This window comes from Xanthomonas sp. LF06-19, assembly GCF_034105425.1.
GTDB classification, from domain to species: Bacteria; Pseudomonadota; Gammaproteobacteria; order Xanthomonadales; family Xanthomonadaceae; genus Xanthomonas_A; species Xanthomonas_A sontii.
Genome location: NZ_JAXGGH010000002.1, coordinates 470,119 through 485,137, shown reverse-complemented (window position 1 = coordinate 485,137; position 15,019 = coordinate 470,119). Strand labels below are relative to the sequence as shown.

The 15,019-nt window shown below is 70.2% G+C and carries 14 protein-coding genes; 6 read left to right on the top strand and 8 right to left on the bottom strand.

Going from position 1 to position 15,019, the window contains the following annotated elements; genetic code table 11:
* Nucleotides 1-56 precede the first annotated feature (56 nt).
* On the bottom strand, nt 57-1,574 hold the full coding sequence (locus SLW55_RS06140; protein WP_267121583.1) for an MFS transporter: 1,518 nt from the start codon (nt 1,572-1,574) through the stop codon (nt 57-59).
* Between the two features lie 115 nt (nt 1,575-1,689).
* Between SLW55_RS06140 and SLW55_RS06135 the strand changes: the two genes are divergently transcribed.
* From SLW55_RS06135 to SLW55_RS06120, 4 genes are all read left to right on the top strand, one after another.
* Entirely contained in the window at nt 1,690-2,571 is an 882-nt protein-coding gene (locus SLW55_RS06135) for a LysR substrate-binding domain-containing protein (RefSeq protein WP_267121582.1), read from the top strand.
* A gap of 70 nt (nt 2,572-2,641) precedes the next feature.
* Nucleotides 2,642-4,843, top strand: coding sequence for a DNA helicase II (gene uvrD, locus SLW55_RS06130; protein WP_026144641.1), 2,202 nt, complete (start codon nt 2,642-2,644; stop codon nt 4,841-4,843).
* A gap of 194 nt (nt 4,844-5,037) precedes the next feature.
* Nucleotides 5,038-5,355: a helix-turn-helix transcriptional regulator gene (locus SLW55_RS06125; RefSeq protein WP_223875660.1), complete on the top strand. Its 318-nt coding sequence runs from the start codon at nt 5,038-5,040 to the stop codon at nt 5,353-5,355.
* Nucleotides 5,356-5,357: 2 nt separating this feature from the next.
* Nucleotides 5,358-6,641, top strand: a complete 1,284-nt coding sequence (locus tag SLW55_RS06120) for a HipA domain-containing protein (RefSeq protein WP_320744825.1) — start codon at nt 5,358-5,360, stop codon at nt 6,639-6,641.
* A gap of 218 nt (nt 6,642-6,859) precedes the next feature.
* Here the strand turns inward: SLW55_RS06120 and SLW55_RS06115 are convergent, their stop codons facing one another.
* The 6 genes from SLW55_RS06115 to SLW55_RS06090 all read right to left on the bottom strand — a co-directional run bounded on the left by SLW55_RS06115 (nt 6,860) and on the right by SLW55_RS06090 (nt 13,077).
* Complete coding sequence (locus SLW55_RS06115) at nt 6,860-7,366, bottom strand: hypothetical protein (RefSeq protein WP_320744824.1); 507 nt, start codon at nt 7,364-7,366, stop codon at nt 6,860-6,862.
* Between the two features lie 217 nt (nt 7,367-7,583).
* On the bottom strand, nt 7,584-8,519 hold the full coding sequence (locus SLW55_RS06110) for a UPF0104 family protein (protein ID WP_320744823.1): 936 nt from the start codon (nt 8,517-8,519) through the stop codon (nt 7,584-7,586).
* Nucleotides 8,516-9,721 (bottom strand): cardiolipin synthase ClsB, encoded by a 1,206-nt coding sequence (gene clsB, locus SLW55_RS06105; protein WP_152236933.1) that lies wholly within the window; start codon nt 9,719-9,721, stop codon nt 8,516-8,518. Before clsB ends, SLW55_RS06110 begins: the two co-directional genes overlap by 4 nt.
* Nucleotides 9,718-10,458 carry an endonuclease/exonuclease/phosphatase family protein gene (locus SLW55_RS06100; protein ID WP_295932031.1) on the bottom strand — a complete coding sequence of 247 codons (741 nt, stop codon included), beginning with the start codon at nt 10,456-10,458 and terminating at the stop codon, nt 9,718-9,720. The genes clsB and SLW55_RS06100 overlap by 4 nt, the downstream gene beginning before the upstream one ends.
* Before the next feature lie 118 nt (nt 10,459-10,576).
* Nucleotides 10,577-12,514: a peptidase M61 gene (locus SLW55_RS06095; RefSeq protein WP_320744822.1), complete on the bottom strand. Its 1,938-nt coding sequence runs from the start codon at nt 12,512-12,514 to the stop codon at nt 10,577-10,579.
* 293 nt (nt 12,515-12,807) lie between these two features.
* Nucleotides 12,808-13,077 (bottom strand): hypothetical protein, encoded by a 270-nt coding sequence (locus tag SLW55_RS06090; protein WP_295967481.1) that lies wholly within the window; start codon nt 13,075-13,077, stop codon nt 12,808-12,810.
* Nucleotides 13,078-13,325: 248 nt separating this feature from the next.
* Here SLW55_RS06090 and SLW55_RS06085 point away from each other — a divergent pair, with 248 nt between their 5' ends.
* A complete protein-coding gene (locus SLW55_RS06085; protein WP_267093122.1) occupies nt 13,326-13,886 on the top strand; it encodes a sugar O-acetyltransferase in 561 nt (186 codons plus the stop codon).
* An 84-nt stretch (nt 13,887-13,970) separates the two neighbouring features.
* A complete protein-coding gene (locus tag SLW55_RS06080; RefSeq protein ID WP_148828883.1) occupies nt 13,971-14,417 on the top strand; it encodes a universal stress protein in 447 nt (148 codons plus the stop codon).
* Between the two features lie 246 nt (nt 14,418-14,663).
* Here the strand turns inward: SLW55_RS06080 and SLW55_RS06075 are convergent, their stop codons facing one another.
* On the bottom strand, nt 14,664-14,957 hold the full coding sequence (locus tag SLW55_RS06075) for a DUF2782 domain-containing protein (RefSeq protein WP_017910345.1): 294 nt from the start codon (nt 14,955-14,957) through the stop codon (nt 14,664-14,666).
* Nucleotides 14,958-15,019: the final 62 nt, after the last annotated feature.

Sequence of the window (15,019 nt, the reverse complement as noted above, 5' to 3'; positions counted from 1 at the left end):
GCCGGTCACGCCCATCGCGGCTGAAGCCGCTCCTGCACGAGACTTCCCCGCAGGCATCAGCGGTTTTCATCCACCGCGTCTTGCGGCGTGCGCCCGAGCAACAGGCAGATCGCGATCGCCGCCAGCGCGGTGATCGCCGCCAGCACCCGGGTGAGCGTGCCGAAGGCCGCCGCGTAGGCCAGCCGTAGTTGCGTCGCGGACAGCGCGCCCTCGGCCATGGAGGCGGACAGATCGCCGGCGACCAGCCGCTGCGCGGTGTCCGCCAGGGCCGCGTGCGGCAGCAGCGGCGCGACCGCGGCCAGCCGCACCTGCACCAAGGCCGCGAGCAGGGCCGCCACGCTGGCCAGGGCGATGCCTTCGCCGGCCACGCGCAGCGTGCCGAACAGGCCGGCGGCCATGCCGGCGCGTTCGATCGGCACCACGCTCACCGACAGTGCATCCATCAGGCCCCAGGGCAGGGCGGTACCGGCACCGATCAACAACAATGCCGGCAGCGCCTGCGCCGGGGGCCGCGCGCCGAGCCAGCACAGGCCGGCCGCGGCCGCCGCCAACCCGGCTGCCGACAGCCAGGCCGGGACGATGCGCTGCGCCAGCACCGCGGCCAGGCTCGGCACCAGCAGCATCGGTGCCGACAACGCCAGCAGCGTCAGGCCGGCACTGGCCGCCGGCGTGCCATCCACGCCGATCATGCGCAGCGGCAGCAGCACCAGCAGCACCACGTAGCCGGTGCAGGTGGCGACCGGCAGCAGCTGCACGCCGACGAAGCGCCGGTAGCGGAACAGGCTCAGGTCCAGCAGCGGATGGCGGCGGCGCCGTTCGATCCACACGAAGCCGAGCAGCAGCAGTGCGGCGGCACCGAGCAGGGCCAGCGTCGCGGCGCTGCCCCAGCCGCTGTGCGGCCCCTGGATCAGGCCGGCGGTGAACAGCGCCAGCGCCGCGCTGAAACACAGCGCGCCGGCGCGATCCGGCGGGCCGGCGGCCGGATCGCGCGAGGCCGGCAGCCAGCGCGCGGCCAGGGCCCACGCCAGCGCCGCGATCGCGGCTACGCCGAAGAAGATCGCGCGCCAGCCCAGCCGTTCGCTCAGCGCGCCCGCGGCCAGCGGGCCGAACGCCAGGCCGGTGCCGAAGGTGGTGCCAAGCAGGCTGAACGCGCGCGTGCGCGCCGCGCCGGTGTACAGCTGGGCCAGCGCCGCGGTGCCGGCGGCGAGCGCGGCGGCGGCACCGACGCCCTGCAGCGCCCGCCACAGGTCGATCGCCGCGACCGAGCCGGCCACAGCCACGCCCAGGCTGGCGCTGGCGAACAGCGCCAGGCCGCCGAGGAACACCCGGCGCCGCCCATGCCGATCGGCGAGCGCGCCGGCGGCCAGCAGCAGGCTGCCGAAGCTGAGCATGAAGGCGTTGGTGATCCAGGCCAGGGCCAGCGCGTTGCCGCCCAGGGCCGCGCCGATCGCCGGGGTGGCGACGGCACCGCCGGAGAAGTTCAGCGGCAGCGCCAGGGCGGCCAGGCACACCGCGGCCAGGGTGGCGCCGCGGCGCGGCAGGGGAGTGGAATCGGGAGGCGAAGCGGAGGTCATCGGAGCGGCTCTGGCGGCGGATGTCGGAAGGCCACTAGAGATACCGGGGCGGCAATTCGCGAAAAAGGCCGCGATCCTCCGCGCTTTGCGGAATGGAACGCTCTAATATCGCCAGATGGATCGCCTCACCGGCATCGTCGCCTTCGTCCGGGCCGCCGAACAGCGCAGCTTCGTCGGCGCCGGCCGCGTGCTCGGCCTCTCGGCCTCGGCGGTGGGCAAGAGCGTGGCCGCGCTGGAGCGCGCGCTCGGCGTGCGCCTGCTGCAGCGGACCACCCGCCGCATCGCGCTGACCGCCGAGGGCGCGTTGTTCCTGGAGCATTGCCAGCGCGTGCTGGCCGACCTGCGCGAGGCCGAGGACGCGCTGGCGCAGACCCGGCAGGCGCCGCGCGGGCGGCTGCGGGTCGGCCTGCCGACCATCGGCTACCGCTTCCTGGTGCCGCTGCTGCCGGAGTTCCGCCAGCGCTATCCGGACGTGGCGCTGGACCTGGAGTTCGACGACCGCGTGGTCGATCTGCTCGAACACGGCCTGGATGCGGTGATCCGCAGCGGCGTGCAGGCCGACTCGCGGCTGCTGGCGCGGCGCCTGGGGCCGTTCCGCTTCTGCCTGTGCGCGGCGCCGGACTACCTGCGCCGCCGCGGCGTGCCGCAGACCCCGGCGGAGCTGGCCGCGCACGATGGCGTGCTGTTCCGCGTTCCCGATACCGGCAAGCCGCAGGACTGGCCGCTGGCCGAACCGGCGCCGCTGCCACCGGCGGTGCTCACCTGCAACAACATGGAAGCGGTGCGCGCCGCGGCGATCGCCGGCCTGGGCATCGCCTGCATGCCGGCGTTCCTGGCGCAGGACGCGTTGGCCGACGGCCGCCTGCAGCCGGTGCTGGACGCGCACATGGCCGACGGCGGCGCGTTCTTCGTGGTGTGGCCGTCGCGTCGGCAACTGTCGCCGAAGCTGCGCGTGTTCGTGGATTTTCTCGCCGAACGGCTGTTCCGCACCGATTGACGCCACGTCGTGTGCCGGGCGACGCGCGCTGTCGCAGCCGCTGCGCCGCCGCACCGGCTAAAATGCGCGGGTGGATGTCTCTCATTTGCTCGACGATCTGAACCCCGCCCAGCGCGAGGCCGTTTCCGCCGCGCCCGGCCATTATCTGGTCCTGGCCGGCGCCGGCTCCGGCAAGACGCGCGTGCTCACCCATCGCATCGCCTGGTTGCACCAGGTGCATGGCGTGCCGGTGCACGGGATCCTGGCGGTCACTTTCACCAACAAGGCCGCGGGCGAGATGCGCCACCGCGCCGACCTGCAGCTGCGCAACGGCAGCCGCGGCATGTGGATCGGCACCTTCCACGGCCTGGCGCACCGCCTGCTGCGCCTGCACTGGCAGGACGCGAAGCTGCCGGAGAGCTTCCAGGTGCTCGACGCCGACGACCAGCTGCGGCTGGTCAAGCGCGTGGTGCAGCAGCTGGAGCTGGACGAGGGCAAGTACCCGCCCAAGCAGATCGTGTGGTGGATCAACCAGCAGAAGGACGAGGGCCGCCGCGCCCAGCACATCCAGCCGGAACCGCGCGATGAGTGGGTCACCACCCTGCGCAACGCCTACGCGCTGTACCAGGAGCGCTGCGACCGCGCCGGCCTGGTCGACTTCGCCGAACTGCTGCTGCGCGCACACGAATTGTTGCGCGACACCCCGGCGCTGCTGGCGCACTACCGCGCCCGCTTCGGCGAGATCCTGGTCGACGAATTCCAGGACACCAACGCCATCCAGTACGCGTTCGTGCGCGTGCTCGCCGGCGACAGCGGCCACGTGTTCGTGGTCGGCGACGACGACCAGGCGATCTATGGCTGGCGCGGCGCCAAGGTCGAGAACGTGCAGCGCTTCCTCACCGATTTCCCCAGCGCGCAGACCATCCGCCTGGAGCAGAACTACCGCTCCAGCGCCAACATCCTCAACGCCGCCAACGCGGTGATCGCGCACAACCCCGACCGCATCGGCAAGCAGTTGTGGACCGATTCGGGCGATGGCGAGCCGATCGACCTGTACGCCGCCTACAACGAGGTGGACGAGGCGCGCTACGTGGTCGAGCGCGTGCGCCAGTGGGTGCGCGACGGCGGCAGCTACAGCGAGGCGGCGGTGCTCTACCGCAGCAACGCGCAGTCGCGCGCCTTCGAAGAGGCGCTGATCGCCGAGCAGGTGCCGTACCGCGTCTACGGCGGCATGCGCTTCTTCGAGCGCGCCGAAATCAAGGACACCCTGGCCTACCTGCGCCTGGTCGCCAACCGCGCCGACGATGCGGCGTTCGAGCGCGCGGTCAACACCCCGCCGCGCGGCATCGGCGACCGCACCCTCGACGAGGTGCGGCGCCTGGCGCGCGCGCAGTCGCTGTCGCTGTGGGCGGCGGCGCAACAGGCCGCGCAGCAGGGCGGCGACCTGGCCGCACGCGCGCGCAACGCGCTGGGCCAGTTCCTCGGCCTGATCGAGCAACTGGCCCTGGACGTGGCCGGGCTGCCGCTGCCCGAACAGATCGACCAGGTGCTGGCGCGCTCCACCCTGCGCGAGCACTGGGGCAAGGAAAGCCGCGGCGGGCTGGATTCGGAATCGCGTACCGACAACCTCGACGAACTGGTCTCGGTGGCCTCGCGCTTCGTCCGCGCCGACGGCGACGAGGACGCCGACGAAGGCCGCCAGGCGATGACTGAGCTGGTCGCGTTCCTGGCCTACGCCTCGCTGGAGGCCGGCGAAGGCCAGGCCCAGGCCGGCGAGGAAGGCGTGCAGCTGATGACCCTGCACTCGGCCAAGGGCCTGGAATTCCCGATCGTGTTCCTGGCCGGCATGGAAGACGGCCTGTTCCCCAGCGCGCGTTCGCTGGAAGAGAGCGGGCGCCTGGAGGAAGAGCGGCGCCTGGCCTATGTCGGCATCACCCGCGCCCGCCACAAGCTGGTGCTGAGCTATGCCGAGTCGCGGCGCATCCACGGCCAGGACAACTACAACGTGCCCTCGCGCTTCCTGCGCGAGATCCCGCGCGAACTGCTGCACGAAGTGCGGCCGAAGGTGCAGGTGTCGCGCAGCGCGTCGCTGGGTGCGCCGCGCAGCCTCGGGCACAGCGTGATCGAGGCCCCGGCGATCAAGCTCGGCGCCAACGTGCAGCACCCCAAGTTCGGCGGCGGCGTGGTCATCGACTACGAAGGCAGCGGCGCCCACGCCCGCGTACAGGTGCAGTTCGACGAGGCCGGCGCCAAGTGGCTGGTGATGGCGTACGCCAATCTGACCCTGTTGTAGGTGCGCTCTTCGGTCCCGTCTGCGGACGCGGCGGGATGGCGACATGCTCGACGTTCTAAATGTCTTCAATAGAAGACTTAAAGCTGTATAAGATTCATAATTGAAGACTATTTTTCGATTTGCGGCCGATGTCTGCCGCGGTATGATGTATCCGATTAATTGCATAAACGCTGTTTGCATATCGGATTGAAGACATGGCTGCTTACGACAGGTTGTCGCCATTGGCGAGCTCGGCCATCACGTCGCTGGGAGACGTCATTCGTCGCGGCCGTAGAGCCCGGACGATGACCCAGGAGGAACTGGCCGAGCGTGCCCGGGTCAGCCGTCTGACCGTCCTCAAGATCGAATCGGGCAATCCCGGCGTCGCCATCTGGGCGTGGGTCAGCGTCATGGAAGTGCTGGGCCTGCTTGGCACATTGCAGGCATTGCACGATCCGGTGGCGCAGGCCATGGATGCGGCGCATGGACGCCGGGTGCGCAAGCGCGATCTGCGCAAGAAACTGGATTTCTGACGATGCCTGTCCACGAACGTTACGTCATGATCCGCCTTGAGGGAGCCGATCAGGACGTGCCCGCAGGGCTGCTGACGCTGGTGGAAACGCACGCCGCATCAGTCGGTAGCCGGTTTGCCTATGGCATGCGCTATTCCCGCCGCCCCGGCGCCATCGACGTCGATCCCCGCAGCCTGCGCCTGGACGAAGTAGCGCCCGGTATCGAGGTCGCGCCGCCGGGCGATCTCGCCCTGTTCGGCGCCATCCGCGATGCCCTTCCCGATGCCTGGGGCCGGCGCGTGCTTGCCAACACGCTGCGCATCCAGGAAGGCCAACTCAACGACCGGGTGCTGATCGACAATTCCAGTCCCAACCGCAGCGGTGCCCTCGATTTCCGTCGCCGTCCCGAAGACGCGCCGCACGACAGCGGTCTGCTGCGGCCGATGCATCTGGATCACCTGCTCGATGCCGCCGAGCGAATCGAAGAGGGCGAGTCCGTTCCGCAACACTTGCTCGAGCTGCTGGGCGAGGCGCCCACGCTCGGCGGCATGCGGCCCAAAGCGGTGCTGGTCGATCAGGGGCGGCAGTGGTTGGCCAAGTTCCCGACCCGGCGCGATCCGTTCGACATTCCCTTGATCGAGCACGCCACGCTGGAACTGGCCCGTCTTGCCAAGATGGATGTTCCCGACACCCGGCTGATCGATGTGCCAGGTCGCGGGACGGTGATGATGATCGCGCGCTTCGATCGCGGCACCGAGGCCGAGGGCTATCGCAAATGGCATATGGTCAGTGCGCTGACGGCGCTGGGCGTGCATGAAATGGATTCGCCGAAGATGGCCTATGCGGACATCGCCGACGCGCTGGGCCGGCTGGGTGCGGCGGGACAGGTGACTGCCGATCGCCACGAACTGTTCCGGCGCATGGTGTTCAACATTCTGGTCTGCAACGACGACGACCATCTCCGCAACCACGCGCTTGTGCACCGTGGCGACGTCGGGGGCTGGCGCCTGAGTCCGCTCTACGACGTGGTTCCCAGGCCGAGCGGCGGCAGCGAGCGCTTCCTGCACCTGGGGATCGGCGCACAGGGGCGCCTGTCCACGCTCGACAACGCGCTCACGCACTGCGCGAGGTTTGCCCTCACCACCGCGGCCGCGGCAGCGGTGATCGATGAGGTGGCGGGCGTGGTGCGCGAGTGGAAAGGCCACTTCGAGGCGCAAGGCGTACCTGGTTCGCAGATCGACAAGGTGCAGAACGCATTCCGGCGGCCATCGCAGATCGGCCTGGCGCAAGTGAACCGGTTCCTGTAACGCGGTCTGCCGCTCGCGGCGGGCTGGCGCGACTGGCCGGGCAGGACGGGCATCTAAGCAGGGAGCATCCATGGTCATGCTTCATGGTCCCTACGTCAGCGACCGCGGCCGCGCCAGGACGACAGGCGATGACCGAGCTGGTTGGGTTCCTGGCCTGCACCTCGCTGGAGAGCTGCGTAGGCCAGCACCGGTCTGACATGCCGCGCCCGGCGCGTGCGTCAGCGCGACGACGGCGTGGCAGACGCCGCGACGCGGGTGAAGTAGTTGGTGCGCATCGTCGGCGTGCCGTCCGGCGCGAACGCGTAGACCGTCTCGGTCATCGAGCGTCCGTCGGCGGCGACGGTGTAGATGCGGGTCGAGGCCACGCTCCTGTCCTTGGACAGCATCATCACCAGCACGTTGGGCGCGGGCATCCGCAGGGCGAAGACATCGGCCTCGAAGTTGTTCTTCACCGGCGTGGCGCGGCCATCGAGCGCGGCGACGCCTTCGGCATGCATGGTGCCGCCGCCCTGTTCGGCGATGTCGACCTTGACCGCCCACTTGCCCTTGCCCAGCTCGCTGAAGCGCAGGGTGACGGCCTTGGGCCGGTCCTGGGGTGCCCGATCCAGGCGCGCCACGTCCACGGCCCAGTTGCCGAGCAGGGGCGAGGGCGCAACGGGTGCGGCGGATGCGGACAGACACGGCGACAGCAGCGCCGCGAGCGCGACGGCGAACAGCAGTTTCATGCGACCTCCCGGGAATGGTGTGTGCGGCGATGAGGACAGCCAATGGTGTGCGCTGCGCGCGTTCGCTCGGTCGACCGTGCCGGGGTGCCGAAGAGCGCATCCGTGCGGCGGCATGACCGTCCTGCTCCAGGACGCGTGCGCTGCGACGCTGGCACCGCAGGCGCAGCGCAACAGGTCGGTGGTCAGGAGGCTGGGTCCGTCGCGCACACGGCCTCGCTCAGCCCGCGCCGCGCCGCCACCGCGCTTCCAGCAGCGCATAGCCGGCACAGGCCAGCAGCAGCGGGCCGAGGTAGTAGAAGGCGCGATAAGCCAGCAGCGCCGCCAGCAGTTCCGCTTGCGGTGCATGCGATCCCAGCAGCGGCAGCACCACCGCTTCGAGCACGCCGATGCCGGCCGGCACGTGGGCGATGGCGGTGGCCACGGCCGCCGCCAGCAGTGCGCCGAGCGCCGCGGTATAGGCCACGCCGGCCGGCATCAGCACGTACAGCAGGGCGCCCATCAGCGCCCAGTTGCCGGTGCCCAGGCCGAGTTGCAGCAGCGCCAGCGGCAATGGCGGCAGGTGCAGGACGTGGCCGCGCACCTGCAGCGTGCGGCCGTGCGCGCGCTGGCAGGCGATCAGGTAGGCCACCACCAAGCCCAGCATGGCGGCGCCGACCCATGGCAGCACCGCGCCGCTCAGCGGCCACTGCGCAGGCGTGCGCAGGCGCCCGCTGACCAGCAGCACGCCGGTCAGCAGCAGATAGCCCATCCAGTTGGTGGCGATGGCGAAGCCGACCACGCGGCTGATCGTCGCCAGGCCCAGCCCGGCGCGTCCGTACAGCCGGTAGCGGATCGCAGTGCCGCCGATCAGCGCACCGACATTCAGGCTGAAGGCGTAGGCGATGTCCGCGATCGCCATGACCCGCGGCGTCGGCACCGCATGCGCCGCGTAACGTCGCGCGGCCAGATCGTAGCCGGCATACAGCACGTAGCTGGCCAGGCTCAGGCCTGCGGCGGCGGCCAGGGCGCCGGCACCGTAGCCCGCCAGGGTGGTGCCGACCTGCGCCCAGTCCACGGTGCGCGCCGCGCGCACCAGCAATACCGCCACCAGGACCAGGAAGGCCAGATAGGCGAAGCGGCGCAGCATGCGCCAACGCGTGCGCGGATGGTTCATGGCGCGTGCCGCTTGCGCCGCAGCACCGCGGTGCGCGGCGTGCGCTTGGGCAGGCGGCTGGCCCACTGCGGCACGTTGCGCAGCACATGGAACAGCAGCGGCCGCAGCAGCGGTTGCCAGAAGCGTCCGTGTGGCACCTGCGCCGGCACGACTTCGCGGCAGTGCCGTTGCATCAGTCGCTGCAGGCGCCCGTGCAGGTCGCGCGCGAAGGCGGCATTTCGGATCATCAGGTTGGCTTCCAGGTTCAGCGCCAGGCTCAGCGGATCCAGGTTGCTCGATCCCACCGTGCTCCAGTGGCCGTCGATCACCGCGACCTTGCCGTGGAACGGGCGCTCGCAGTATTCGAAGATCTGCACGCCGGCATCGACCAGATGCCGGTACAGCGCGCGTGCGGCGAACAGCGCCAGCGGCGTGTCCGGCTGGCCCTGGAAGATCAGCTTCACCGCCACCCCGCGGCGCGCAGCGGCGCACAGGTCGCGCAGGAAGCCGTAGCCGGGGAAGAAGTAGGCGTTGGCGAGCACGATCTGGTGCCGCGCGTTGCGGAATGCCTGCCGGTAGGCGCGCTCGATGCTGCGTGAACGGCCGGCGTTGTCGCGTGGCAGGAAGCACACCTCGGCCGCGCCGGCGGGCGGCATATCGACGTTCTCCTGCGGCACCCAACCCGCACCGGTACCGTGGGTGGCCAGGGTCCGGCGCACGAACGCGACCATGTCCGCCACCACCGGGCCTTGTACCTCCACCGCGTAGTCCTGTTTCGCCTCCGGGCCGAAATCGGCCAGGTGATCGGCCGACCAGTTGATGCCGCCGATCATGCCGATCCGCCCGTCCACCACCAGCAGCTTGCGGTGCATGCGCCGGAACACGTTCAAACGCACGCCGAGCAGGGTCGGCTGCTGGTCGTACAGGCGCAGCTCGGCGCCGGCCTCGGTCAGTTCGCGCACGAAGCCGGGCGAGAGATCCGGCGAGCCGAACGCATCCACCAGCAGGTGCACGCGCACGCCGCGGCGCGCAGCGGCGACCAAGTGATCCTTCAGCGCCAGGCCGACCTTGTCCTCGAACCAGATGAAGGTCTCCAGCAGCACCTCGTGCCGGGCCGCGTCGATCGCGGCGAAGGCGCACCGGAAGTACGCATCGCCGTTCTCCAGCAACTCCAGGCGGTGGCCCTGGCGCCAGCGCGTGTCGCGGTTCGCGGTCCGGTTCACAGCACGATCCTGGCGTGCAGCGGGGCGTGGTCGGACAGGTGCGACCACGGCCGGCCGGTCAACACCCTTGCGGCCTCGATGCGCACGTTGCGCACATAGATGCGGTCCAGCGGCAACAGCGGCCAGCGCGCCGGGAAGCTGCGCGCCACGCGTCCGTGCAGGTGCACGAAGGCCTCGGTCAGGCCATGCCGCTGCAGCAGCGGATGCCCGCGCTGGCGCCAGTCGTTGAAGTCGCCGGCGACGATCAGCGGCGACTGTGACGGCAGTTCGGCGATCAGCGCACCGAGCAGGCCGATCTGCCGGCGCCGGTGCGCCTCGCGCAGGCCCAGATGCACGCAGATCGCATGCACCGCCACCGCAAGCCCAGGGATCTCCAGCACCGCATGCAACAGCCCGCGATGCTCGTGGCCGGCGATGGAGACGTCGCGGTTGACGAAGGAGGCGATCGGGAAGCGCGACAGCAGCGCGTTGCCGTGATGCCCATGCGGATACACCGCATTGCGGCCATAGGCGAACTGCGGCCACAGCGTATCGGCGAGGAATTCGTACTGGCTCTGCGCCGGCCAGTCGGCGTGGCGGCCGGCGTGCAGCTGATGCTCGCCCAGCACCTCCTGCAGGAACACCAGGTCCGCGGGCAGGGCGCGGATCGCCGCACGCAGTTCCGGCAGCATGAAGCGCTGCTTCAGCACGCTGAAGCCCATGTGCGCATTGATGGTCAGCAACTCGATCGCAGGCATGCCGGGACAGGACGGAAACCACGCCTGCCATTGTCGTCGGCGTCCGCGTGCGGCGCGTGACGGTGCCGCGTCGCGCACGTGCCGCCGCTGCGTTGCTGGCAGCGGCGGCGGTGTCGGCTCAGTGCCGTGCGGCGATGATCTTGCTCAGGTAGTCCGGCGTGCCCTCGACCCGCACCAGGTGCGGATACTGCAGGCCGTCGTGGTAGTTCACCGGCACGTCGCGCACGCCGCCCTGATACTTGAGCGTCAGCACGATCGGCGCGCTGCCGCCCTTGGCGTCGGCGATCGCCTGCTTGAGCGTGTCGCGCGAATAGTCCTGGCCGTTGACCGCCAGCACCGTGGCGCCGCTGCTGACCCCGGCCTTGAACGCCGGGCCATCCCACAGCACGTCGTTGATGCTGGCGTCGTCGTTCATCACCAGGCCGATCGACCAGGCGAAGTTGTAGCGGTGCCGCGCCGATTGGTGGCGGCCGTCGTACTGCTTCTCGAACGCGCTGGGCTGGTCGGTGTACACCAGCTTCCAGCCGCTGGCCTGCAGGCCTTCCAGCAGCGGCGGATCCACCTGGTACACGCGCCGGTTGATGTAGTCGGCCCAGTCGTAGTGGACCACACCGTCGAGCGCGGCGACGACGTCGTCGAAGGTGTAGGTCTTGACCGCGAAACTGCCGTCGTCGACGCCGAAGAACGCCTTGGCCACGTCGTCCAGCGACTTGCGCCCGCCGCTCATCGCGCGCAGCTTGGCATCCACCGCCAGCCACACCATCTGCCCGCCGCTGTAGTAGTCCTCGCTCATCTGCCAGCTGCGGTAGGGCAGCGGGGACCGGTGCGCGGCGGTGGGGTCGTTGGTGGTGTCCTCCAGCGAGCGCCAGCGGAAGCCGGCGCGGTTGCGGTCGTAGTTGGCGGCGGTCATCGCCAGCGCGTCGCGGAACTGCTGCGGCGTCCACATCCCGGCGCGCGCGGTCAGCACATAGCCCCAGTACTGGGTCTGGCCCTCGTAGACCCACAGCAGCGAGTCGCCCATCGGCACGTTGAAGGTCGGCGTCCACAGGTCGGCCGGGCGCCGGAACTTGCCGTTCCAGGAGTGCGTGTACTCGTGCGCCAGCAGGTCGCGGTCCGGCGCGTTCTCGTCCCAGGCGCTGAAGTAGTCGGCAGCCAGCCCGTTCTCGCTGGACTGGTGATGCTCCAGGCCGTTGCCGCCCAGCACGTCCGACAGCGAGAACAGGAAGTCGTAATGCGCATAGTGATGCGAGCCGAACAGCTTGATCGCCTGCACCGGCAGATTGCGGTGCGCCTGCAGCTGCTCGGCGCTGATGTCCAGGAACCGCGGTGCGTCGGCGACCACGTCCAGGTGCACCGGCGCGCCGCCGGCCGGGGTCAGGTCCACGCGCTTGAAGTAGCGCCCGGCATAGATCGGCGAGTCGACCAGGGTGGTGAAGTCCACCGGCTTGAAGGTGGTGGTGGCGCCGTTGCGGCTGGCGGTCTCCAGCGCGGTGCCGAACTCCCAGCCGGCCGGCAGGGTCACGCTCGGCGCCACGGTGATGCCGCGGGTGTCGTGGCCGGCCGGGTACAGCGCCACCTTGTTCCACTCCAGCTGCAGCATCTTGTCGGTCATCTCGAAGCCGTCGTCGCGCGGCGACAGGTACTGGAAGCTGGCGTCGATCGCGCTCACGCCCTGCGGCACGTCGACGTGGAAGCTGTACACGTCGAAGGTGTCGCGGCGCCACGGCAGCGGCTTGCCGTTGGCGGTGAGGGTGAGGCCGGCCAGCATCGCCACCGGCCCGCTCGGCGAATGGTCGCCGGGAATCCACTGCGGATACTGCAGGGTCAGCCGCCCGGCGCTGACCGGGATGGTCTCGTGCACCCGGTAGATACCCTGGCGCACATCGCCGGCGTCCACCTGCAGGGTCAGGGTGCCGGGGTAGGGCGTGTCCTGCGGCACCGGCACGTCCGGTGTGCGCACCACCTGTGCCTGCGCGGCGCCGGTGAGCGCCAGGCCGATGCCGAGGACCAGCGCCCGACGGGCGCGACGGGAGACGGGAAAAGCGGTGGCGGACATGCGCGGCTCCGGGAGCGGGATGGGATGCGAAGCGCGGAACGTTAGCACCTGTCGCCGTCGTCGTCGCACTTGCCCAGCCCGGTCACGAAGGTGTCGGGCAATGCCGTTCATCCGGGGGCCACGGGTCCCGGGCTGTGACCGCGGGACGGCCGCGCGACAGCGATGTCCCTCCGGCGGCTGGCGGCAGCGGCGGTCGTCCAGCGCTGTCCCGCTGTGGACGGCCGCCAAGCGCGCAACCCCTTGGACTACGGCTGCATCGCAGCTGCGGCGTTGCAGCCGGAAAGTGTGCCGCCTCAGTCCTTCAATGCGCCGTCGCCCGGATCGCTGGCGGCATAGGTCGAGGTTGGCAACTCCGCATCATGCGGATGCCGCAACGCCTCGCGCAGCGGCGCCGGCAGGTGCTCGACCGCCAGCATCACCTTGCCGAAATGCACGTCGCGCACCGCGCTCGCCGGCACCACGAAATCGCCGCCGTTCTCGATATTGACGACGAACGTGGCGCCGCCGTCGCGCACCTCGCGCACCGCCCCCACACCGACCTCGCCATCGGCCACGAACACCATCTGGCCTGCTTCCACACGTTCGGACATCGCGCACCGCCTTTGTCTGGGAGAGAGTCCACGCGGGCTGGAATGTGCCGGCATGGGCGTTCGATGATCGGACGCGTAGGCGTTGCTGGACGGTGAATGCGACGTGGTCTGTTGGTCACGACGTCGCCGTGGCTGCGGCTTGCGCGTCACCGCCAGGGACACGCGCCGTGACGCAGCGCGATGCGATCATTCGCGTTCGACCACTGCCTGGGAGGGCAAGGATGCGAAGCGAGAAAGAGAAGATGCTGGCCGCCGAACCGTATCGCCCCAACGACGCACAGCTTCGGGCCGAGCAGGACGCGGCCAGTGCCTGGATGCAGCGCTACAACGCGGCGCTGGCCGAGCCACCGGCGCGGCGGCACGCGCTGCTGGTCGAAGGACTGGGTTCGGTGGGACGCGGCGCGGTGGTGCGGCCGCCGTTCCATTGCGACTACGGCTACAACATCCATCTCGGCGAGGACGTGTTCCTCAACTTCAACTGCGTGATCCTGGACGTGGCACCGGTGCACATCGGCGCCGGCACCCAGATCGGGCCGGCGGTGCAACTCTATGCCGCCGATCATCCGCGCGATGCTGCGCAGCGCGCCGAGGGGTTGGAGTTGGGGCGGCCGGTGACGATCGGGCGCAACGTCTGGATCGGCGGCGGCGCGATCGTACTGCCCGGTGTGACCATCGGCGACGACGCGGTGGTCGGCGCCGGCAGCGTGGTCACCCGCGACGTGCCGGCCGGCGCGCGCGTGGCCGGCAATCCAGCACGCCTGCTGAAGCCGCACAGCGACTGAATTTGATCCGGGTCAAGGCAGGCGCCGCGCAATGGGTGTGCAATGCTGTCCAGGCCGCCGTGTGCGGCGTCACCGGAGCATCCCATGTACCAGCGCATCCTGATCGCCATCGATGGTTCCGAGTTGTCCGCCAAGGGTCTGCAGCAGGGGCTGGCGCTGGCCGCCGAGCTTGGCGCGGACGTGGATATCGTCACCGTGTCCGAGCCGTGGGCAATGGGCATGTACGACGCGATGGGCTGGAGCGTGGGCTACGAGGCCAGCCCCGAATACCGCCAGGACCGCGAAGCCGGCGCGCAGAAGATCCTGGCGCCGGCGCTGGCCGCCGCCGCGGCCACCGGAGTGACCGCGCACGGTCGCCACGTGCTCGACCGCTACGCCGCCGAGGGCATCATCGACATGGCCGTGGCCTGCAACAGCGATCTGATCGTGATGACCTCGCACGGCCGCCGCGGCATGAGCCGGGTCCTGCTCGGCAGCCAGACCGCGGAAGTGCTCGCCAACAGCCAGGTGCCGGTGCTGGTGATCCGCTGAGGCGCTGATCGGCCCGCGCCGGGGTCGGCGCGGTGCGGAACACGTTCGAGGCCGGCATCCGGCCGCTGGCGGCAGCGACCTATCGCTTTGCCGATACGCTTCGGCCTGTCACGCGGCTGCGCCGGGAGGCGACGCCGCGACAGGGGGCCGGCATCCGGCACGTGCATGCATTCGTCCGTCTGGGCAGATCGGGGACGCGAGCACGCCTGCGCGCCGCCACCGTTGGGCGGCGTGCCGGGCGCGCCATCACCAGCTGTACAGCTTCCAGTACACGGGCGACACATTGTCCTTGCTGCCGTCCACTTCCATGTGGCCGTCGCCGTTGCGGTCGTACAGGTAGTAGGCCGGGCCGCGCGCCGGCGTCACCTTGACCATGCGCAGTTGGCCACCCACGCGGTACTCGTCGACGGTATCGCCGTTGTCCATCTTGCGCTGGGTCGTTTCCGCGCCGCGCACGTCCATCGGCGCGCCGTCCGGGCCGAGGCCGGTGGAGGCGCAGCCCGCCAGCAGCAACAGCGGGACCAGGATCAGGGCTTTCATTGCGGTGTTCTCCACGGGCAGGACATGCGCAGAGTATGCGCCGAGTGTCTGCATGCGGTGTG

Bases quoted from the DNA above. Each gene is read 5' to 3' on its own strand.
- SLW55_RS06090 (WP_295967481.1), bottom strand. From the start codon at position 13,077: ATGGTGTTCGTGGCCGATGGCGAGGTCGGTGTGGGGGCGGTGCGCGAG.
- SLW55_RS06075 (WP_017910345.1), bottom strand. From the start codon at position 14,957: ATGAAAGCCCTGATCCTGGTCCCGCTGTTGCTGCTGGCGGGCTGCGCC.
- SLW55_RS06085 (WP_267093122.1), top strand. From the start codon at position 13,326: ATGCGAAGCGAGAAAGAGAAGATGCTGGCCGCCGAACCGTATCGCCCC.
- SLW55_RS06110 (WP_320744823.1), bottom strand. From the start codon at position 8,519: ATGAACCATCCGCGCACGCGTTGGCGCATGCTGCGCCGCTTCGCCTAT.
- SLW55_RS06080 (WP_148828883.1), top strand. From the start codon at position 13,971: ATGTACCAGCGCATCCTGATCGCCATCGATGGTTCCGAGTTGTCCGCC.
- SLW55_RS06125 (WP_223875660.1), top strand. From the start codon at position 5,038: ATGGCTGCTTACGACAGGTTGTCGCCATTGGCGAGCTCGGCCATCACG.
- SLW55_RS06115 (WP_320744824.1), bottom strand. From the start codon at position 7,366: ATGAAACTGCTGTTCGCCGTCGCGCTCGCGGCGCTGCTGTCGCCGTGT.
- SLW55_RS06100 (WP_295932031.1), bottom strand. From the start codon at position 10,458: ATGCCTGCGATCGAGTTGCTGACCATCAATGCGCACATGGGCTTCAGC.
- SLW55_RS06135 (WP_267121582.1), top strand. From the start codon at position 1,690: ATGGATCGCCTCACCGGCATCGTCGCCTTCGTCCGGGCCGCCGAACAG.
- SLW55_RS06095 (WP_320744822.1), bottom strand. From the start codon at position 12,514: ATGTCCGCCACCGCTTTTCCCGTCTCCCGTCGCGCCCGTCGGGCGCTG.
- SLW55_RS06120 (WP_320744825.1), top strand. From the start codon at position 5,358: ATGCCTGTCCACGAACGTTACGTCATGATCCGCCTTGAGGGAGCCGAT.
- SLW55_RS06140 (WP_267121583.1), bottom strand. From the start codon at position 1,574: ATGACCTCCGCTTCGCCTCCCGATTCCACTCCCCTGCCGCGCCGCGGC.